Annotated in this window: 15 protein-coding genes, 1 tRNA gene and 1 pseudogene; 5 read left to right on the forward strand and 12 right to left on the reverse strand. The window is 68.3% G+C overall.

Annotated features, from left to right (window positions below; all coding sequences use genetic code 11):
* Positions 1 to 2: 2 nt before the first annotated feature.
* The 3 genes from QUW25_RS02215 to QUW25_RS02225 are packed head-to-tail and all read right to left on the reverse strand — an operon-like array spanning position 3 to position 2,379.
* A complete protein-coding gene (locus tag QUW25_RS02215; RefSeq protein WP_289510605.1) occupies positions 3 to 725 on the reverse strand; it encodes an energy-coupling factor transporter transmembrane component T family protein in 723 nt (240 codons plus the stop codon).
* A complete protein-coding gene (locus QUW25_RS02220) occupies positions 722 to 1,564 on the reverse strand; it encodes an ATP-binding cassette domain-containing protein (RefSeq protein ID WP_289510606.1) in 843 nt (280 codons plus the stop codon). Before QUW25_RS02220 ends, QUW25_RS02215 begins: the two co-directional genes overlap by 4 nt.
* A complete protein-coding gene (locus QUW25_RS02225) occupies positions 1,555 to 2,379 on the reverse strand; it encodes an ATP-binding cassette domain-containing protein (RefSeq protein WP_289510607.1) in 825 nt (274 codons plus the stop codon). Before QUW25_RS02225 ends, QUW25_RS02220 begins: the two co-directional genes overlap by 10 nt.
* 309 nt (positions 2,380 to 2,688) lie before the next feature.
* Between QUW25_RS02225 and QUW25_RS02230 the strand changes: the two genes are divergently transcribed.
* The 4 genes from QUW25_RS02230 (at position 2,689) to QUW25_RS02245 (ending at position 9,992) form a co-directional block, all read left to right on the forward strand.
* Positions 2,689 to 3,498, forward strand: coding sequence for an FAD binding domain-containing protein (locus tag QUW25_RS02230; protein WP_289510608.1), 810 nt, complete (start codon positions 2,689 to 2,691; stop codon positions 3,496 to 3,498).
* Positions 3,492 to 6,269 carry a molybdopterin-dependent oxidoreductase gene (locus tag QUW25_RS02235; RefSeq protein ID WP_289510609.1) on the forward strand — a complete coding sequence of 926 codons (2,778 nt, stop codon included), beginning with the start codon at positions 3,492 to 3,494 and terminating at the stop codon, positions 6,267 to 6,269. Before QUW25_RS02230 ends, QUW25_RS02235 begins: the two co-directional genes overlap by 7 nt.
* Positions 6,270 to 6,504: 235 nt before the next feature.
* The gene (locus QUW25_RS02240; RefSeq protein ID WP_289510610.1) at positions 6,505 to 8,232 is read left to right on the forward strand and encodes an ABC transporter ATP-binding protein; all 1,728 of its coding nucleotides are present in this window, start codon (positions 6,505 to 6,507) and stop codon (positions 8,230 to 8,232) included.
* Entirely contained in the window at positions 8,229 to 9,992 is a 1,764-nt protein-coding gene (locus QUW25_RS02245) for an ABC transporter ATP-binding protein (RefSeq protein ID WP_289510611.1), read from the forward strand. The genes QUW25_RS02240 and QUW25_RS02245 overlap by 4 nt, the downstream gene beginning before the upstream one ends.
* Positions 9,993 to 9,994: 2 nt before the next feature.
* Here QUW25_RS02245 and QUW25_RS02250 read toward each other — a convergent pair whose 3' ends face one another.
* The 3 genes and pseudogenes from QUW25_RS02250 to QUW25_RS02260 form a co-directional block, all read right to left on the reverse strand.
* Positions 9,995 to 10,204 (reverse strand): hypothetical protein, encoded by a 210-nt coding sequence (locus QUW25_RS02250; RefSeq protein ID WP_289510612.1) that lies wholly within the window; start codon positions 10,202 to 10,204, stop codon positions 9,995 to 9,997.
* Positions 10,204 to 10,554 (reverse strand): hypothetical protein, encoded by a 351-nt coding sequence (locus QUW25_RS02255; protein WP_289510613.1) that lies wholly within the window; start codon positions 10,552 to 10,554, stop codon positions 10,204 to 10,206. Before QUW25_RS02255 ends, QUW25_RS02250 begins: the two co-directional genes overlap by 1 nt.
* Positions 10,555 to 10,638: 84 nt before the next feature.
* Positions 10,639 to 10,926, reverse strand: a pseudogene (locus QUW25_RS02260) (peptide chain release factor-like protein); the annotation flags it as partial.
* Positions 10,927 to 11,103: 177 nt separating this feature from the next.
* Here QUW25_RS02260 and QUW25_RS02265 point away from each other — a divergent pair.
* Positions 11,104 to 13,224 (forward strand): LTA synthase family protein, encoded by a 2,121-nt coding sequence (locus QUW25_RS02265; RefSeq protein ID WP_289510615.1) that lies wholly within the window; start codon positions 11,104 to 11,106, stop codon positions 13,222 to 13,224.
* A 376-nt stretch (positions 13,225 to 13,600) separates the two neighbouring features.
* Here the strand turns inward: QUW25_RS02265 and QUW25_RS02270 are convergent.
* The 6 genes from QUW25_RS02270 to QUW25_RS02295 all read right to left on the reverse strand — a co-directional run bounded on the left by QUW25_RS02270 (position 13,601) and on the right by QUW25_RS02295 (position 19,099).
* Positions 13,601 to 13,675: transfer RNA gene (locus QUW25_RS02270), tRNA-Val, on the reverse strand.
* 126 nt (positions 13,676 to 13,801) lie between these two features.
* Positions 13,802 to 15,250 (reverse strand): lysylphosphatidylglycerol synthase transmembrane domain-containing protein, encoded by a 1,449-nt coding sequence (locus QUW25_RS02275; protein WP_289510616.1) that lies wholly within the window; start codon positions 15,248 to 15,250, stop codon positions 13,802 to 13,804.
* Between the two features lie 97 nt (positions 15,251 to 15,347).
* Positions 15,348 to 15,827 (reverse strand): YbaK/EbsC family protein, encoded by a 480-nt coding sequence (locus tag QUW25_RS02280; protein ID WP_289510617.1) that lies wholly within the window; start codon positions 15,825 to 15,827, stop codon positions 15,348 to 15,350.
* A 10-nt stretch (positions 15,828 to 15,837) separates the two neighbouring features.
* A complete protein-coding gene (gene mnmA, locus QUW25_RS02285; protein ID WP_289510618.1) occupies positions 15,838 to 16,911 on the reverse strand; it encodes a tRNA 2-thiouridine(34) synthase MnmA in 1,074 nt (357 codons plus the stop codon).
* Positions 16,911 to 18,125, reverse strand: coding sequence for a cysteine desulfurase family protein (locus tag QUW25_RS02290; RefSeq protein WP_289510739.1), 1,215 nt, complete (start codon positions 18,123 to 18,125; stop codon positions 16,911 to 16,913). Before QUW25_RS02290 ends, mnmA begins: the two co-directional genes overlap by 1 nt.
* Positions 18,125 to 19,099: a putative ABC transporter permease gene (locus QUW25_RS02295; protein WP_289510619.1), complete on the reverse strand. Its 975-nt coding sequence runs from the start codon at positions 19,097 to 19,099 to the stop codon at positions 18,125 to 18,127. The genes QUW25_RS02290 and QUW25_RS02295 overlap by 1 nt, the downstream gene beginning before the upstream one ends.
* Positions 19,100 to 19,142 lie beyond the last annotated feature (43 nt).

The following is a 19,142-nucleotide window of genomic DNA, read 5'->3' on the forward strand; positions in this document are numbered from 1 at the left end:
AGCTACTCTTCCTCTCCCCCGCGCACGGAGGCGGCCCCTCCGTCAAGGCGATACCCGCGAGCCTCCATGGCAAGGGAGAGCTCGTCGGCGCGCCGCAGCGCGGACACGAACATGGGAACCAAGAGCCGCACGTAGCTTGCGGCACGACGCACGATACCACGCGAGGCGACGTCGCCACAACGCAGCGCCTGGGCGCGCATGAGCTGCCGGCTCTCTCGCAGCAGCGTGGGAACAAACTGCACCGTCACGCCAACCGCGAGCGCAGCGGCCTCCACGGGCACGCCCAGGCGCCCCAGCGGGCGAAGGAGGCGCCGGACCCCGTCCACGAGCTCCTGCGGTCGGGTGGTGCAGGTGAGCAGCGTGCCAAGGACGACCACGAGCAGCGTGCGCACCACAACGCGCAAACCCTGGGCGACGCCCGCCGCCGTGAGGTGCAGGGGCCCCAGCGAGAAGAGCGGGTCGGCCGCGCTGAACAGCAGCGCGTTGAACGCAAGCACCATGGCAAGAAACCACCTGAGCCCCCATGCCGCGCGGCAGGCGGCGCGCCACCCCACGCGCGAGGCGGCAACGAGCAGGGCCACGACGAGCGCCACCGTGAGCAGCTCGAGCGGCGCGCTCGCCCAGACCACCAGCGCCACGCAGGCGAGAAGCCCGAGCAGCTTGGCGGGAACGCCCATGCGGTGCAGGGGCGAGTCCGCCCACACGTACCCGACGGGCGCCCTCATGACGACCTCCCGGCAACGATGGCGGCGGCGAGCTCCTCCGCCGTGAGCGGCGCGCCCGAAACGGCCACGCCGGCGCGGCGCAGGGCAGAGGCGGCCCGCGCGGCGCAGGCGCCCTCGAGACCGTGCTCGCGCATGAGCGCCGCGTTCCCCAGAAGCTCGCGCGTCGTGCCGTCAAGCGTCACGCGACCGTCCTCGAGCGCAACCACGCAGTCGCAGACGGCAGCGAGGGCGTTGGCGTCATGGCTCGCAACCACAACGGTCGCACCCTCTTGGGCGGCAGCGCGAATCGCCTCGAGGCACGCCCGTCGGGCGCGCGGGTCAAGGCCCGCCGTCGGCTCGTCGAGCAGCAGAAGCGAGGGGCGAAGGGCAAGCACCGAGGCGATGGCAACGCGGCGCTGCTGGCCCCCGGAGAGCGAGAAGGGCGAGCGTCCCCCCAGCTCGTCGAGGGAGAGCCCCATGAGGGCAAGCGCGCGCTCGGAGCGCCTACGCACTTCTCGCGTGCTGATTCCCCGGGCGAGCAGGCCAAAGCCCACCTCGCGCTCGACCGTCGACTCAAAGAACTGGCGCTCCGGCAGCTGCAGGACAAGCCCTACGGATGCCGCGAGCAGGCGCGCTCCCGCGCCGCCCGAGGCATCCCGCCCGTCTACGAGGACGCGCCCCGCGTCCGGCGCGAGCACCCCCGCCATCACCTCGAGCAGCGTGGACTTGCCCGATCCTGTCTGGCCCATGACGCCCGTCACGCCGCCCTCCACCGCAAGGGAGACGGCGTCGAGCGCGCGGACCTTCTCGCCCGGCGCTCCCTCGTAGGCAAGCGTCACCCCATCGAGCGTCACGCGCACAGTGCGCTCACCAGCCCCTCCACCGTCACGGGCGCGGGGCCCAAAACGGCACCGGCAGCCTGGAGCACGCGCCACGTGCGCACCACGAGCGGCGGCTCCAGCCCCGCGCTTGAGAGGAGGTCCTCGTCCGTGAGGACGTCCTCGGGCGCACCCTGGGCCACGACCTCCCCCTCGCGCATGACGACGACGCGGTCCGCGCGGGCAGCGAGCTCCATGTCGTGCGTGATCCATATGATGGCTGCGCCGCGCTCCGATCGCGCCGCGAGGACGGTGCGGACGAGCTCGTCCCTACCGCGCGGGTCGATCATCGAGGTGGCCTCATCAAGCACGATGACCTGCGGGCCGCTCGCAAGGACGCCCGCGAGCGCAACGCGCTGCTGCTGCCCGCCCGAGAGCGCGTGAACGTCGCGGCGCTCAAGGCCCTCCAGGCCCACCGCCGCCAGGGCAGATGAGGCCGCGAGACGCGCGTCCTTCTCGCCGGCGCCAAAGTTTTTGGGCCCAAACGCCACGTCCTCCCCCACCACGGAGGAGACGAACTGGTTCTCCGGGTTCTGGAAGACCATGCCGCACAGGCGACGCAGCTCCCAGACGTTGGCGGCGTCGCGCACGTCGATGCCGACCACGCGCAGCTCGCCCTCCTGAAGGGGAATGAGGGCGTTGAGGTGACGGGCGAGCGTGGTCTTTCCGGAGCCGTTCTCGCCCACGATGGCAACGAGCTCCCCCGGCGCCACGTCCAGGGAGACGTCTTTCAGGGTGGGACGTTTGCGCACGTACGCGTGGGAGACACCGCGCGCCTCCACGACCTTCTCGCCCATCTCGCCCCCCTCCCGTTATTGACACGGCGTCAGTAATTGTAGCGCAAACGTCCCGAGAGCTCCCTCACAAGGGTATGTACGCGATTGCAGGTTTGATGAATACACCTGACGTCAAAACCGCAGGTCACGGCCTGCCGAGAAGAGCATCAATCATGCAACCGCGCGCATACCCTTAGAAGGGGCGCTCTCACACCGGCGCCACGCGGCGGGAACGGCGTTATTTCTTCAAAACCATAACGCGCACCACAAAACCACCTCTTACCTGCGGTATCCTTATGAGGTTAGCGACAAGTGCACAGAGGAGGACACGTGCTCACCTTTGAGAAGTACGTCTGCCCCACCACGCCGCAGGAGGCCTACGACCTCGTGCGGGAGAATCGCCTTGCCACCGTCATCGGCGGCATGATGTGGCTGCGCCTCGCCGACCGCGTGGCGCCGCTCGGCATCGACCTCTCCCGCTGCGGCCTTGACCAGATCGAGGAGACGGAGGGGGGCTTCAGGATCGGCGCCATGGTGACGCTGGGCCAGCTCGAGAACCACGCCGGCTTTGCGGCCGCGACGGGTGGCATCTTCACCGAGGCGGTCCGCGACATCGTGGGCACCCAGTTCAGGAACACCGCCACCGTGGGCGGCTCGGTCTTCGCCCGCATGGGCTTCTCGGACATTGTGACGGCGCTTCTGGTGCTGGACACCGAGGTCGAGCTCGTGGGCGCGGGAACCATGCCGCTTCTTCCCTTCGTGGAGCGCGGCGCCGGGCGCGACGTCCTCACCCACGTGTTTGTTCGCAAGCACCACTACCGCGCGGCCTTTGCCTCCGTGCGCAACGCCGCGACGGACTTCTCCGCACTCAACGCGGCTGCGGGCCTCTGGCGCGGCTCCTGGCACGTTGCCGTGGGCGCGCGCCCCAAGAAGGCGGTGCTGCTCACCGGCGGCGACGAGCTCACCCCGCTGCGCAAGAACTTCTCCCCCGCCGAGCTTGACGCCGTGTGCGACCTCGCGGAGGACATCGACTACGGCTCCGACCTGCGCGGCACCGCCGAGTGGCGCCGGGCCGTGGCACCCGTGCTCATCCGCCGCGCCATCGAGAGCGCGTCTGCCAAGGAGGTCGCCGCATGCTAGTCACCCTCACCCTCAACGGCGCCCGCCTCTCCGAGGACGTCCGCCCCGACATGACCCTCTTCGACTTCTGCCGCGCGCACGGCTACAAGTCCGTCAAGTGCGCCTGCGAGACGAGCAACTGCGGCCTGTGCACCGTCCTGCTCGACGGCGAGCCCGTGCTCTCCTGCTCCGTCCTCATGGCGCGCGCCGACGGTCACGACGTCACCACGCTCGAGGGCATGGGCCCCGAGCGCGAGCTGCTCTCCCAGTGCCTCGCCGAGGAGGGTGCCGAGCAGTGCGGCTTCTGCGCGCCCGGCCTTGAGATGGCGGTCCTTGCCATGGACGCCGCGCACGCGGGCACGGACGACGAGACCATCCGCCGCTACCTCTCCGGCAACCTCTGCCGCTGCTCCGGCTACGCGAGCCAGATGCGCGCCATCCGTCGCTTCCTCGCGCGCCACAAGAACGGCGGCGAGCTGCCCCCGCGCGACGTCCCGGCCGATCCCACCACGCAGGGCGGCGAGAAGCACGAGCAGGTGGCACGCCCCGTTGCCAAGAAGGACTCGGGCGCGCTCCTTGCCGGCAAGCCGGTCTACACCGCCGACCTTGCGCCCGAGGGCGCGCTCGTGGTGAAGCTCGTGCGCTCGCGTCACGCTAACGCCCTCGTCACAGATATCGACAAGAGCCGCGCGCTCGAGGTTCCGGGCGTCGTGGCCGTCTTTGGGCCCGACGACGTGCCGCACCACCGCTTTACCCTTGCGGGCCAGAGCTTCCTCGAGCCGAGCCCCTATGACACCGTCATCCTGGACCGCCACGTGCGCTACGTGGGCGACGAGGTCGCGATGGTTGTCGCCGAGAGCGAGGCCGCGGCCGCCGCGGGCGTGCGCGCCGTCAAGGTGACCTACGAGCAGCTGCCCGCCGTCCTGGACGTGGAGGAGGCGCTCGACAACGAGGTCGTGGTCCACGACGAGGACGACTGGAAGCACGGCAGCGACACCACCGGCGACGCCGCACGCAACCTCGTGGCGCACGGCGAGACCGTCCACGGCGACCTTGACGCCGCGTTTGCCGCCTCCGACGTGGTGATCGAGCGCACCTACCGCACGCAGGCCACGCAGCAGGCCATGATGGAGACCTTCCGCTCCTTTGCCTACACGGACGCCTTTGGCCGTCTCACCGTGGTGAGCTCCACGCAGGTGCCCTTCCACATTCGCCGACAGGTTGCCACCGCGCTCGGCCTCCCCAAGCACCAGGTGCGCGTCATCAAGCCGCGCGTGGGCGGCGGCTTTGGCGCCAAGCAGAGCGGCTGCAACGAGGCCTATGCCGCGCTCGCCGCGCTCAAGACCGGGCGCCCCTGCATCTGCTCCTACACGCGCGAGGAGACGATGAGCTGCTCCAACACGCGCCACGAGATGGTCATGAAGGTGCGCGTGGGCGCGCGCCGCGACGGCACGATCGAGGCCATCGACCTCTACGCGCTCTCCAACGCCGGCGCCTACGGCTACCACGGCACCACCACGGTCACGCTCGTGGGCGGGAAGACCCTACCCATCTACAACCACGCCGCCGCCAGCCGCTTTGCCTATGACGTGGTCTACACCAACACCACGCCTGGCGGCGCGTATCGCGGCTATGGCGCGACGCAGGGCTGCTTTGCCGTGGAGTCCGCGATCAACGAGCTTGCCGACGAGCTGGGCATGGACCCGTGCGAGCTGCGCCTCAAGAACCTCGTGAAGCCCGGCGAGACGCTCTGGCAGCTGGGACAGGAGCACCTCAACAGCTGCCGCCTCGACGAGTGCCTCGAGCGCGCGATGGACATGGTGGGCTGGAAGGGCCGCCCGCTTTCCGAGGACCTCGGCGCCCGCGTGCGCGGCATCGGCGTTGCCCTCACGATGCAGGGCTCCGGCATCTCCCACCTCGACATCGCCAACGTCGACATCCGCCTCGAGGACGACGGCTTCTACGTCCTCTCCATCGGCGCCACCGACGTGGGCACGGGCGCGGACACCATCCTCGCCCAGATGGCCGCCGAGGCGCTCGGCTGCGACGTCGACCGCATCGTCACCAAGGGCGTCGACACCGACACCTCCCCCTTCGACACCGGCGCCTACGCCTCCTCCGGCACCTACATCACCGGCGGCGCCGTCCTGCGCGCGGCCGAGGACCTCATCTCCAAGATCCGCGCCCAGGCCGCGCACGTCTGGGGCGTCGAGGCCGGGGACGTGGAGTTTGACGGCGAGTGCGTCCGCTGCGGCGAGAACGAGATGACCGTCGCCGCGCTGGCCAACCAGATGATCGGCTTTGGCCTGCAGCCGGGCATGCTCGAGGGCCACGGCTCCAACACGCAGCCCACCTCGCCGCCGCCCTACATGGCCGGCATCGCCGAGGTCGAGGTCGACAAGGCCACCGGCAAGGTGGAGGTCACGGACTACGCCGCCGTCGTGGACTGCGGCACCGTCATCAACCCGGCCCTCGCCCGCGTCCAGGCCGAGGGCGGCATCTCCCAGGGCATTGGCATGGCGCTCACCGAGGACGTGGTCCGCGACGAGCGCGGTGGCCTGCGCACGAGCAACTTCATGACCTACAAGGTGCCCACGCGCATGGACGTGCCCGAGATGCGCGTCGAGTTCATGCCGAGCTTCGAGCCCACGGGCCCCTTCGGCGCCAAGTCCATCGGCGAGGTCGTCATCAACACGCCCTCCCCCGCGGTCATGAGCGCCGTCGCCCACGCCACGGGCCGCTACGTCCGCAGCCTGCCCATCACCCCGAGTAAGGTGCTTCTCGGCGAGTAGCGCTGCTTGCGTTCTTCTCGCCCGGCTCTTAGACCCTCCCAAACCTACGGACCCTCCCCCTAAAACGTAGGTTTGGGAGGGTCTTCTTGTCTTACGCCCTCCCAAACCTACGTTTCTGGCGAGAAGATCGTGGGTTTGGGAGGGATAACCTTACGCAGACCTGCCACGCCAAGAAGAACCTGCGAGCGCCGCTCGCGGTAGAATCAGGCGGTTGACCGTTTTGCCCGGAGGCCAAATGTTCAAGCTCAGACGCTACCTCGCGGGCCACTACGCCGAGTGCGTGCTGGCACCGCTCTTCAAGATGCTCGAGGCGCTGCTGCAGCTCCTCGTCCCACTCGTGATGGCGCAGGTCATCGATGTGGGCATTGCCACGCGCGACGCGGGCTACGTGCTCTGGCACGGTACGCTTCTCGTGGTCATGGGCGTCTTTGCCTGGGCCGTTGCGGTGACGGCGCAGTACTTCTGCTCCAAGCTTGCCTCCGCGTTTGGCACGGCGCTGCGCGACGACCTCTTCCGCCACGTGCTCAGCCTCTCGCGCGAGGACGTGGAGCGCCTGGGCAGGGCCACGCTCGTCACGCGCATCACCAACGACTCCCAGCAGGTGCAAGACGGCCTCAACATGTTCTTCAGGCTCATCCTGCGCTCCCCCTTCGTGACCTTTGGCACCGTGGTGGCCGCCTTCCTCGTTGACGGCATCGAGGGAGCGGCGCTGCTCGTCGCGGTGCTCGTCTCGGGCGCCATTGTCATGGGCTTCATGCGCGTGACCACGAAGCGCTACCGCGAGATCCAGCGCGGGCTCGACGACGTCCTGCTCGCCACCACGGAGAACCTCGAGGGCGTGCGCGTGCTGCGTGCCTTCCGCCGCGAGGATGCCGAGCGCGCCGCCTTCTCCAGGACGGCGGAGACCGTCCGCTCGCGCCAGGTGGCAACCGGTGACATCTCCGCCCTCGTGAACCCCCTCACCTACGTGGCCATCAACTGCGGGCTCATTGCGCTCTTATGGTTTGGCGGCTTCCAGGTGAACGTGGGCAACCTCACCCAGGGCCAGCTCGTGGCCCTCGTGAGCTACGTGAGCCAGGCGCTCGTGGAGCTCCTCAAGCTCACGAACCTCATCGTCCTGCTCTCCAAGGCCTCCGCCTGCGCCCGTCGCATCAACGAGGTCTTCGAGACGCGCCCCTCCATGGCCGACGGTCCTCGCGAGGCCATCCTCGCGCCGGGTGCGCCCGCCCTCGCCTTTGACGACGTGAGCTTCACCTACGCGGACGGCGCCGGCCACGCCCTCAGCCACGTGAGCTTTGAGCTCGCCCCCGGCAGAACGCTCGGCGTCATCGGCGGCACGGGCTCGGGCAAGTCCACCCTCGCGAGCCTCGCGATGCGCTTCTACGACGCCACGGAGGGCGCCGTCCGCGTGGGCGGCACGGACGTGCGCGAGCTCACGCGCGCGAGTCTGCGGCACGTGGTCTCGCTCGTCGAGCAGGGTGCCACGCTCTTCTCGGGAACCATTGCCTCCAACCTGCGCTGGGGCGGCCCCAACGCGGGCGAGAAGGACCTCGAGGCCGCGCTCGCAACCGCGCAGGCCGCGGGCGTCGTTGACGGCAAGGGCGGCCTGACCGCGGAGGTCGAGCAGTTCGGGCGCAACTTCTCCGGCGGCCAGCGTCAGCGCCTCGCCATCGCGCGCACCCTCGCGCGACGCCCGGGCGTCCTCATCCTCGACGACTCCTCCTCAGCCCTCGACTTTGCCACGGACGCCGCGCTGAGGCGCGCCATCGCGCGCGACTGCGCCGGCACCGCCGTGATCACCATCTCCCAGCGCGTCACCGCCGTGCGCCACGCCGACCAGATCCTCGTGCTCGACGGCGGGCGACAGGTGGGCCTGGGCACCCATGAGGAGCTGCTCGCGGGTTGTCCCGTCTATCGTGAGATCTGCGAGTCCCAGCTCACCGCAGAGGAGGTGGCCCGATGAGCGAGAAGATCGCGCGCGGCGTCGCGCCTGACGGCACCGTGCGCCGCATGATCGGCCTCTTTTCCGCCCGGCGCGGCACCCTGGTGCTCGCGGCGCTGCTCACGGTGGCGGTCGTGGTGTGCACGCTCTCGCTGCCCGTGCTCTCCGGCCAGGCGGTCGACTGCGTGGTGGGCCCCAGCGAGGTTGACTTTGGCGGTCTCACCCGCTCGCTTGCCTGGATAGCTGTCGTGCTCGTTGCCACGGCCGCCTTCCAGTGGGCGCTCACCGCCACCACCAACCGGCTCGCCTTCGACGCGGCCCTCGACCTGCGGCGACGCTGCTTCGACCACCTGCAGGAGCTCCCGCTCTCCTACCTTGACTCCCATGGCCACGGAGACCTTGCCAGCCGCATCGTCACCGACGCGGACATGCTCACGAACGGCCTGCTCATGGCCTTCCAGCAGCTGCCCGTTGGCGTGCTCACCATCGTGGTGACGCTCGTCTTCATGTTTGTGCTCAACCCCGCCATCGCAGCCGTCGTGGCACTGCTCACGCCCATATCCATCTTCACGGCGCGCTTCATCGCCACGCATAGCGCCAAGCACTTCTCGGGCCAGACGCGCCTGCGCGGCGAGCTCACCTCTTACGTGGAGGAGATGGTCGGCGGGATATCCGCGGTCGAGACCTTTGAGATGCAGGAGGACGTTGCGGCGCGCTTCGCCGAGACCGACGCCGCACTTGGGCAGGAGAGCTTCAAGGCGGTGTTCTTCTCGTCCTTGGTGAACCCCACCACGCGCTTTGCGAACGCCCTCGTGTACGCCGCCATCGGCATCTTTGGCGCCTTCGTGGCCATGGCGGGCGGCATCACCGTGGGAGGGCTCTCGGCGTTTCTCGGCTACGCGGACCAGTACGCCAAGCCCTTCAACGACATCTCCGGCGTGGCAACGGAGCTGCAGAACTCCGTTGCGTGCGCGCGGCGCCTCTTTGCCCTGCTCGACGAGCCGGCCGAGGAGCCCGACGCCGCGGACGCCGCCGTCCTGGAAGAGCCGCGCGGCGAGGTGCGACTGGAGCACGTTGCCTTTGGCTACGAGAAGGACCGCCCGGTGCTGCGCGACGTCGATCTCTCCGTGCGGCCCGGCATGCGCATCGCCCTCGTGGGCGAGACGGGCTGCGGCAAGACCACGCTCATCAACCTCATCATGCGCTTCTATGACGTGACGTCGGGCTCCGTGCGCGTGGACGGGCGCGACGTGCGCGACTGGACGCGCGAGAGCCTGCGCGCGGGCTGGGGCATGGTGCTCCAGGACACGTGGGTGCGACGCGCCACGGTGCGCGAGAACGTGAGCATGGGCCGTCCCGACGCCACGCTCGAGGAGGTGCGCGCGGCGTGCCGCGAGGCGTACGCGGACGACTTCATCAGCCGCCTGCCGCAGGGCTACGACACGGTGCTCGACGGCTCGAGCGCCCTGTCCGCGGGCCAGCGGCAGCTGCTGTGCATCGCGCGCGTCATTCTCGCCCGACCGGCGATGCTCATCCTCGACGAGGCCACGTCGAACATCGACACCCGCACCGAGCTTCTCGTCCAGCGCGCGCTCGCCAACCTCATGCGAGGGCGCACGAGCTTTGTGGTGGCGCACCGCCTCTCCACCGTGCGCGACGCCGACCTCATCTGCGTGATGGCAGACGGCGTCATCGCCGAGCAGGGCACCCACGACGAGCTGCTGGCCGCCGGCGGGCGCTACAAGCACATCTACGAGTCGCAATTCGCGCCGACGGAGTAGCGCTACAGCCCGCGCTCGCGCAAGCGGGCGTCGATCTCCTTGAGCGTGATGCGCGCGGCAAAGAGCTGCCGATACGTGGCCGTCTTCACCTTGCCCGCGGCCGCGAGCTCGTCCATGCGGGCAACCGCAGCGGCCAGCTCGTCGCGCACGCCCGCGGCAAACGCGTCGTAGGCGGCGAGACGAGCCTCGGCGTCCAGGTCCTTCTCGCCCATTAGAAGTTGGCTCCGTTCCAGCCAAAGCTCGGCGTCCAGCCGTAGCGGATGTAGAGCCGGGAGGGGTCAACCCCCAGCTCGTGGTAGATCACGGGCGTGACCTCCTCGGTGAACGCCTCCCACGCGCTCGCGGGCACCTCGGAGCGCGCGAACACGCTCACGTCGACGAGGGCGCACGGCTCGGAGTCGTCCCCGGCAAAGTAGATGTGGGCGTCGTCCTCAAAGAGGCACATGAGCCAAGCCTCGGACTTTCCCGGCACGGCCTCGATGGCACGGCCGTAGGCGGACTTGAGCACCTCGCGCGCCTCGGGCGCGATGGGCGCTGAGCAATACGTGTGCACGACGGGCATAGTGGGCTCCTTTCATGACAATCTACCCTGTCACCTTTGTCATCATGACAATGGTGACAGGGTAGATTGTCATCATTGTCAGGTTTACTCGCCGTCAACACGACGGCGCAGCTGCTTCAGCTGGCCTCGGGCGCGCTTGGCCTCCAGGCGACGGCGCTTCTGCGCAGCCGAGACGCGTGTCTTCTTGCGGGGTCTCGGGGGCCGACCGCGCCGCCGGCAGATCTCTCGGATCTTCTCGATGCAGCGCTCGCGGTTTCGCAGCTGGCTTCTCTCCTCGCGCGAGACCACCACGATCCCGGTGGGCACATGACGCACCCGCACCGCCGAGTCGGTGGTGTTCACGCCCTGCCCGCCCGGTCCGCTCGCCCGAAACGCCTGCATCTCGCAGTCGCGCGCAAGCTCCTCGCTGCTCATGCGCGCAAAGGCGGCGTACTCGCGATATGTCAGTCTTCCCACATCCATGTGCTCATGCTATCAGACACAAGGCGGCCAAAGGCGCGTTGCCGTATGATAAGGGGCACGTAAACCCCCTGTAACGCTAGGAGCGGCATGTCGCTGCTGCAGACCTCGATTCCCCTCATCGCCCTCGTCCTGCTCGTCTGTAACGTCGTGCGCCACCTTCGCTCGGACCTCGGCGAGCGCCACCTCACCCTCCCGAGCACCTTCTGCTGGCTCGCGCTCCCGGGCGTCGCCCTTCTCGCCGCCACCTTCTGGTGCGCCGCGGGGCTCTACGGCGGCGCGGCGCTCGGCCTTCTCGCGCTCGACGCCGCATCCCTTCTCTGCGGGCACGCCGTCCTCGCAAGGCGCTCCCTTGCCGAGAAGGTCCGTGAGCTCGCGGACACGCTCGTCCCTCCGCGCCTGCGCCATGCCGCCGTTCCCGCAACGGCGCTCCTTCTCTGCACCGTGCTCGGCTTTCTTGCCCTGGAGCTCCCCTACAACTCGTACGTGCCGTGGATGAGCCCCGGCTGCGTGGGCATCGAGCTGCTCATCATCCTCGTTGCGCTGACGCTCCTGTACTTTCTCTTCCAGCGCCGCGGCGCGGGCATCGTGCTCGGCGTGGGCGCCTGCTTCTTCATCGGCCTCGCGCAGTTCTTCGTCGCAAGCTTCAAGTACGCGGCCATTCTCCCCAATGACCTCTTCGTCCTGGGCACCGCCGCGGCAGTGAGCGGCGGCTACGTCTATGCCGTGGACGGCTGGGTGCTTCTCGGCCTCTCCTGCCTGCTGCTCGCTGAGGCCATGTACGCGGGGGTTGTCCCCGAGCCCGCGACCTCCCCCGCAGCGCGGGCGAGAAGGACCGCGACCAACCTCGGCGTTGCCGCGCTCGCCTTTGCCCTGCTCTGGTGCGGCGTGACCATCCCCAGCTACTTTGACGACCTTGGCGTGGGCATGGAGTACTGGTACTCGCTCGACTACTACCGTAAGCAGGGGTTTCTCACCTCCTTCATAGCCGTGGCGCAGGACCTCCCCATCGAGGCGCCCGAGGGCTACAGCGAGGCCGGCGCCACGGAACTCGAGGCCTCCTACGTCGCAGCCTACGACGAGACGCGCGGCTCCACCTCCGAGAGGGTGGCCGCCGAGGAGCAGTTTGCCGAGGAGCTGCCGAGCGTCGTGTGCATCATGAACGAAACCTTCTCCGACCTCACGGTGCTCGATGGCGAGAGCTGGGGCTACGAGGGCCCGCGGGAGTACCGGGCCATGGTCGACACGCTCGCCGACGGCACCCTCAACGTGTCCGTCATCGGCGGCGGGACGTGCAACTCCGAGTTCGAGTTCCTCACGGGCGTCTCGCTCGCCTACGTGGGCGACGGCAAGTACCCCTACTCGCTCTACGACCTCTCCGAGGCGCCGAGCCTTGCCCGCCAGTTCTCCGGGCTCGGCTATGACACCACGGCCATGCACCCCAACTACGCCAGCAACTGGAACCGCGACCGCGTCTACGAGGCGATGGGCTTTGACGAGTTTCTCGACATCGAGGACTTTGAGGGCGCCGAGGAGTTTCACAGCGGCGTCTCGGACGAGGAGACCTACGACAAGGTCCTCGGACTGCTCATGGGCAGCGACACCCCGCAGTTCATCTTCGACGTTACAATGCAGAACCACTCCGGCTACGACCAGGGGAACATCGGGCGCGTTGACCAGTACGAGGTCGACGGCGTGAGCGACTACGACAACGGGCGCCTCTCGGAGTACCTGGGCTGCATCGACGAGTCCGACCGCGCGCTCGCGGAGTTTCTCGATGAGCTGCGCGAGCTCGACCAGCCCGTGATCGTGGTCTTCTTTGGCGACCACCAGCCCGCGCTCTCCTCCATCGTGAACGACGCGCTCTACCCAGACGAGCAGGACGAGCTCGCGCACAACCTGCGCACGCACGAGACCATCTACTTCATCTGGGCAAACTACGACGTTGCCGGAAGCGCCCAGGACGGCGAGAAGGACGACGCGAGCCCCGCCTACCTTGGTGCAATGCTCGCCGAGAAGATCGGCGCGCCCCTGACGGACTTCCAGAAGTCGCAGCTTGTCGCGCGCGAGGAGATGCCGGCGGTGAGCCTTGTTGGCGTGTGTGACGCGGACGGGGCGTGGTGCACGCTCGATGACGAGGTCAACGTGCCGGGTGCCTTCGACGACCTCGCGCACATCTCCTATCTGGAGTTTGCGAGCAAGCTGGAGTAGGCGTGCCGACGGCTGCGCGGGTCGTGCCTGCCGAGAAAGCCCAGGGTCTGTACCAGTTTTCCCGATACCCGCCGAGAGAATCCCGCCTCTGTACACGTCACGACTGCGCACGGCCGAGAGATTGCGCCATCTGTACCAGCTGCACAATCAAACCCCCGAGAAATGCCGTCTCATGTACCAAACGCGCCGAGAAACACGGGCGGCCGAACCATCCTGAGTCCCCCTCCCCATGGGGACGCTGGTACAGAGGAGCGCTCTTCTCGGCGCGTTCCGGCAAAACTGGTACAGAGGCCGGCCTTTCTCGGCGTCGCCCATTGATGAAGCATAGGCAATACGAAAATGGGCCGTCGGGACTTCCCGACGGCCTGCGTCAAGTTGGTGGGCGTTACAAGATTTGAACTTGTGACCTCTTCCGTGTCAGGGAAGCGCTCTCCCCCTGAGCTAAACGCCCTTATGTGATGCACTGCTGGGGACCGCAGCGCGAGGGATATATTAGCAAGGAACCCACCGAAAGCGCAAGCCCCAATTTTGACTTTCTTGAAATTGGGGCCCAGGGCACACGGCAGCGCGAGAGGCCCTACTTCCCCGCACCCTTCTCGGCCTCCCTCTTTCGGCACAGCTTGGCAAGGTTTGCCGTCGCCACCCGGGGGCTCTCGTCGCCTGCCTGCTTGGGCGCCTCAGCGGCGGCCTTCTTCGCGGCTGCCGCGGCCTTGCCCGCCGCAATGCGAGCCGCCACGTCGGAGCCATCCTTCTTGCCAGACCCGGCACCGCCGGAGACCGTGACCTTCTTCTTGGCACCCGGCTTCACCGTGACGCCACCACGTGCCGCGGCCTTCTTGCCGCTCTTGGCACCGCCCACAAAGCCGCGAACGCGCTTCCAGGCACGTTTAGCGCGGCGGTTGATGGACTCCCCGCTCGTGGAGCGAAGGCCCATGCACGGGGCGGCAATGAGGACGGGCAGCAAGTACTCGATCGCACGCCAGATGACAAAGCCCGCCGTGAGGTGCACGCCGTACATGCCCTTGAAGAGGTAGGCAAATCCCACCTCGGCGCCGCCGGCGCCGCCGGGCAGCGGGACGGCGTTCACGAGCAGCTCGAGCATCGAGCCAGAGGCGAGGCACACCATGAAGTCCGCGGGCTCGCCGAAGGAGCGCAGCACGAAATACGGCAGCGCGTACATGCAGCCGAGCTGCAGCAGCGTCACGCCCATCGTCGCGAGCATCTCGGGCACGTTGGCCGCGGCCTTCTTGAAGGCGCGGGAGAACTCCATGACCTGGGTGTTGACGACCTCGTAGTACTTCTCGTACTTGTCGTCCTTGATCCACTTGCGGCGGTTGGCAAAGCGCAGCGCCCAGTTGCCCACCGCCATAACGGGCTTGGGGAGCAGGCAGAGCGCGATGAAGCCCGCCACCTGCACCACCTTGAAGCCAAAGAGGAAGAGGCCGATGAGGGTGACGTCGCCAAAGGTCTCGTAGAAGTAGCCGCCGCAGAAGATGAGCATGATGGCGGCAAAGACGCCCTCGCCCGTCTCGTAGATGATGGTGCGCGTGAAGTTGAGGGCGCTCGCGGCGCCGGCGGACATGCCCGCGCGCGTGAGGCGGAAGATCTGAGCGGGAGGGGCGCCCGCGCTGTTGGGCGTGAGACGCATGAAGAAGACGCCGGACGCCTCGACGCTCATGAGGTCGCGAATGCCCACGGGGCAGTCCGGGTCCGCCGCAACGGAGAGCACGTAGGCCAGGATGCCAAAGACGTAGTAGAAGAGGAAGCAGACCACGCCCGCCACGATCCAGGCCGTGTCAACGCCGGCAAGCGACGTCACAAACTCGTCAACCTGACCGGTGAAGACGAGGTAGAGCGCATAGGCGACAGCAACAAAGCCAAGAAAGATGACGGTCTTTCTGACCTGCCCCATCGACTTCTTGTCGGCGGCGTTGTCCGCCGGGGAGACCGTGCGGACTGCAGAGACCTTGAGCGCCACCTTCTTGGGCGCCTTGGCCGCCTTCTGAGTGTCCTGCTCTTCTGCCACGCGCGCTCCATACGTCATGCCAACGGGTCCGTCTGTCTAGTGTAGCGCGCGAGGGCGACGCTGAGGGACCGGGAGAGCGGCGAGCGGCCGCATCCCCTTATTCTCCGTCTCTCCATCCGCGGCCCACGACCACCCAGCCGCGGGCCCCGGAGACGCGCTCGAGCTCGTCGCAGGTGAGCTCGATGGCGGAGTTGGAGCTGCCGGCCGCCGGCCAGACCGTCTCAAAGCGCCGGAGCGACTCGTCGAGAAAGACCTCAACCCCGTCGTTCACGCCAAACGGGCACACCCCGCCCACGGCGTGGCCCACGAGCTCGGCCGCCTGCTCGGCGGAGAGCATCTTGGGCTTGGTGTGGAAGGTCGCCTTGAACGCCTGGTTGTTGATGCGGGCGTCGCCGGCAAAGAGGATGAGCGTGGGCGTCTCCCCCACCATGAAGCTGAGCGTCTTGGCAATGCGCGCGGGCTCCACGCCCACCGCCGCGGCCGCAAGCTCCACCGTGGCGCTCGACGCGTCAAACTCCCGAATGCGCTCCGCAAGCCCAAACTGCGCAAGGTGCGCGCGAGCCCTCTCTATGGACATCTTGCCCTCCTTAACTGCGGAAGGGGGGCTGTCCCTCCTCCGCCCGTACGATGCCGCCGCCAAGGCAGTGGACGCCATCATAGAGCACGGCCGACTGCCCGGGCGCCACGCGGCGCACGGGTTTGTCAAAGCGCAACACGCTGCCGAGAAGCTCGACCTCGCGCAGCTCGCCGGTGTGGCGCGTGCGCACGAGGTAGCGCCCGTCGGCCGGGTGCTCGCCGGAGATCCACCGCATGTCCTCGAGCCGGATCTCTTGCGTGAAGAGCGCGGGGCTCATGCGGTCGGCCGTCACGTAGACCACGTTCTTCTCGACGTCCGTGGAGACGACGTAGCGCGCGGGGCCGCCACCGAGGTCAAGCCCCTTGCGCTGCCCCACCGTGAAGAGAAACGCGCCGTCGTGGTGCCCGAGCACGCGCCCGGTCTCCCACTCCACCACGTCGCCCGCGCGGCGCTCGAGCTCGTCGAGGAGAAACGTCCGGATGCCCACCTGCCCCACAAAGCAGATGCCGTCCGAGTCAGGCTTTGCCTCCACGCCGAGCCCGCGCTCGGCGCACATGCGGCGCACCTCGGCCTTGTCCGCGATCTCTCCCACGGGCAGAAGCGCGCGGGAGAGCGCCTCCTCGCTCACGCGCCACAGAAAGTAGGTCTGGTCCTTGTGCTCGTCCAAGGCGCGAAGGAGCCACGTTCGGCCCCCCTCGCGCACGATGCGGCCGTAGTGCCCCGTGGCAACGAAGTCCGCCCCGCGCTCGAGGGCGCGCTCCGCGAACGTGCCAAACTTGATCGTCTGGTTGCACATGACGTCCGGGTTGGGCGTGCGCCCGTGCGCGTAGGCGTCAACGAGGTAGTCCACCACCGTGGCCTTGTACTCCGCCTCGCAGTCCCAGACCTCAAGGTCAATGCCCAGCGTCACCGCCACGCGCTCCGCGTCCGCCAGGTCGTCCGCCCACGGGCAGCGAAAGCCTGGCAGGTCACGCGACCAGTTGCGCATGTAGACGGCCGTGACGTCATAGCCCTGCTCAACGAGAAGCGCCGCGGCGAGCGCCGAGTCAACTCCTCCGGAGAGCCCGCAGAAGACACGTGCCATCAGCGCCACGTCCCCATGAGTTCCGCCACGTGCGCCGCCTGGGTGGCGTCGTCGAGCCCCAAGCGTGTCATCTCGGCTCTGACGACACGCACGATGGCAGCGGCAGCATAGTCCACGTCCGCCTCGTTAAGGCCGCGCCCCAGGGTGAGGCGCAGGCTGCCCTCGGCAAGCCGTCGCGGCATGCCGATGGCCTCGAGCACGTGGCTCACGCGCATGCGGCTCGCGGCGCAGGCGGACCCCGTGCCCACCGAGACGCCAACGCGCTCGAGGGCGATCACGAGACGGCGCGCCTCAATGCCCGCAAAGGACACGTGGAGAAGCCCCGGCAGCCGACGCTTGGCGTTTCTCGGCCCCGCAACGACAGCCCACGGCAGCTCGCTCACGATCGCGGCGCGAAGGCGCTCGCGAAGGCCCGCAAGGCGCCGCGCCTCCTCGCCGCGGCGCTCACAGGCAAGCTCGAGGGCGCGCGCAAAGCCCACGATGCCAGCGACGTTCTCCGTGCCGGAGCGGACGCCCGCCTCCTGGCCGCCGCCGTAGACGAGCGGTCGCAGGCGCACGTCGTCGGAGGCCCACAGCAGCCCCACCTGCTTGGGGCCGTAGATCTTGGCGGCTGAGAGCGTAAGCAGGTCCACGCCGAGCGAGCTCACGTTTACCGAGAGGGTGCCCGCCGCCTGGGACGCGTCCGAGTGCAGGAGAATGGGGCGCTTCTCGCCCGCCTCGAGCCGGCGCGTGCGCTCGGCGGCCACCAGGCGAGACATCTCGCGCACGGGCTGGATGGTGCCTATCTCGCCGTTTGCGAGCTCAATGGAGACGAGCTCGGTCTCGGGACGAATGGCGCGCGCCACCGCCGCGGGGTCCACGATGCCGTCCGTCCCCACGCGCACCGTGCGGCGCTCGTGGGTGCCCGCACAGGCAAGGACGCTCTCGTGCTCGATGGCGTCCACGACCACGTGCCCGTCCACGGCGGCAAAGGCGAGGTTGTTGGCCTCGGTGGCGCCGGCGGTAAAGACGATGCTGTCCGGCTGGGCCCCGATGAGCCGGGCCACGGTGCCGCGGGCGCGCTCGACGTCGTCGCGTACCTCACGGGCGCGGGCGTAGGGCGCGGACGGGTTCCAGAACCGCTCGGTGAGGTACGGCAGCATCGCCTCGACAACGGCGGGGTCAACGGGGGTCGCCGCCGCGTAGTCGAGGTAGACCTCGCGCTCGCATGTCATCACTGGCCCTCCCCCTCCGTCATGGTGTTGCCGTTCTCGTCAAGCACGAGGTTGCCGTTCTCGTCCACCAGGTCGCGGTCCTTCCCGATCTTGAGGTTCTGGAAGCGCCCGGCGATGAACTCGTCGGAGTAGTTGGTGTCCACCCACTGCTCAAAGGCGTTGGAGGGCGGAAGCCCCGCGTCGCGCTCCGTCTTGCGGTTGAAGCACACGAGCGTCATGGCCACGTCCGCCACCAGGTACACCGCCACGAGGGTCACAAAGATCGCCTGGCGGCGCGTGGTGGGCATGCCAATCTGGTAGAGCAGGCGCGGCATGACGGCACGGCCCCACACCAGCCCCAAAAGCCCCCAGAACACGAGGAAGCGCCAGGCGACCCACTGCGTGATGTGGTCGGGCAGGTGCAGGTACGTCCAGCTCTCGGCGTCGAAGAACGTGGACATGCCCCAGCCGGCAAGCTGCTCGAGCACCCCGCCGATGAGGGCGGAGACAACGAAGATCTGCCACGCCCTTGCGCCGCGGCGGCGCAGGAAGAAGCTCAGCAGCGTAAGAAGGACGGCGCCAAAGCCATAGAGCGGCGAGAAGGGTCCCCACACCAGGCCCACGCGACTCTCCGTGAGACCGGCCGTGGCGAGCATCCAGACCTCCTCGATGAGAAGCCCCGCCATGGAGCCCACGAAGAAGATGATGATCACCTGGTACCAGCTGAGGTGAAGGTGGTCGAGGTACTCGTCGACCGCCTCGTTGGAGGCGTGCCAGCGCGCAAAGAGGCGTCCCAGGCCGCGCTGGCGCTCCGCATGCGCAAGCTCGCGCTCGAGAACGTCCTCGGACTCCTCGAGGGCCTCCTGCGCGCGCTCCACGTTCTCCTCGTCAAGGCGGTCCCCGTGCGAGAGCCACTCCCAGAAGAAGACGATCACCCGCACAAAGCCCTGGACCACAAGGAAGAGAAAGACGACAAAGATGAGCGAGAGAAACATCGGGCGAAAACTCCTCGGAACAAAAGCGTTCGTCAGCGCCTAA

This window comes from Thermophilibacter provencensis (assembly GCF_030372065.1).
Taxonomy (GTDB): domain Bacteria; phylum Actinomycetota; class Coriobacteriia; order Coriobacteriales; family Atopobiaceae; genus Thermophilibacter; species Thermophilibacter provencensis_A.

Bases quoted from the DNA above. Each gene is read 5' to 3' on its own strand.
- QUW25_RS02245 (WP_289510611.1), top strand. From the start codon at position 8,229: ATGAGCGAGAAGATCGCGCGCGGCGTCGCGCCTGACGGCACCGTGCGC.
- QUW25_RS02240 (WP_289510610.1), top strand. From the start codon at position 6,505: ATGTTCAAGCTCAGACGCTACCTCGCGGGCCACTACGCCGAGTGCGTG.
- QUW25_RS02265 (WP_289510615.1), top strand. From the start codon at position 11,104: ATGTCGCTGCTGCAGACCTCGATTCCCCTCATCGCCCTCGTCCTGCTC.
- QUW25_RS02295 (WP_289510619.1), bottom strand. From the start codon at position 19,099: ATGTTTCTCTCGCTCATCTTTGTCGTCTTTCTCTTCCTTGTGGTCCAG.
- QUW25_RS02290 (WP_289510739.1), bottom strand. From the start codon at position 18,125: ATGACATGCGAGCGCGAGGTCTACCTCGACTACGCGGCGGCGACCCCC.
- QUW25_RS02225 (WP_289510607.1), bottom strand. From the start codon at position 2,379: ATGGGCGAGAAGGTCGTGGAGGCGCGCGGTGTCTCCCACGCGTACGTG.
- QUW25_RS02215 (WP_289510605.1), bottom strand. From the start codon at position 725: ATGAGGGCGCCCGTCGGGTACGTGTGGGCGGACTCGCCCCTGCACCGC.
- QUW25_RS02235 (WP_289510609.1), top strand. From the start codon at position 3,492: ATGCTAGTCACCCTCACCCTCAACGGCGCCCGCCTCTCCGAGGACGTC.
- mnmA (WP_289510618.1), bottom strand. From the start codon at position 16,911: ATGGCACGTGTCTTCTGCGGGCTCTCCGGAGGAGTTGACTCGGCGCTC.
- QUW25_RS02250 (WP_289510612.1), bottom strand. From the start codon at position 10,204: ATGGGCGAGAAGGACCTGGACGCCGAGGCTCGTCTCGCCGCCTACGAC.
- QUW25_RS02280 (WP_289510617.1), bottom strand. From the start codon at position 15,827: ATGTCCATAGAGAGGGCTCGCGCGCACCTTGCGCAGTTTGGGCTTGCG.
- QUW25_RS02255 (WP_289510613.1), bottom strand. From the start codon at position 10,554: ATGCCCGTCGTGCACACGTATTGCTCAGCGCCCATCGCGCCCGAGGCG.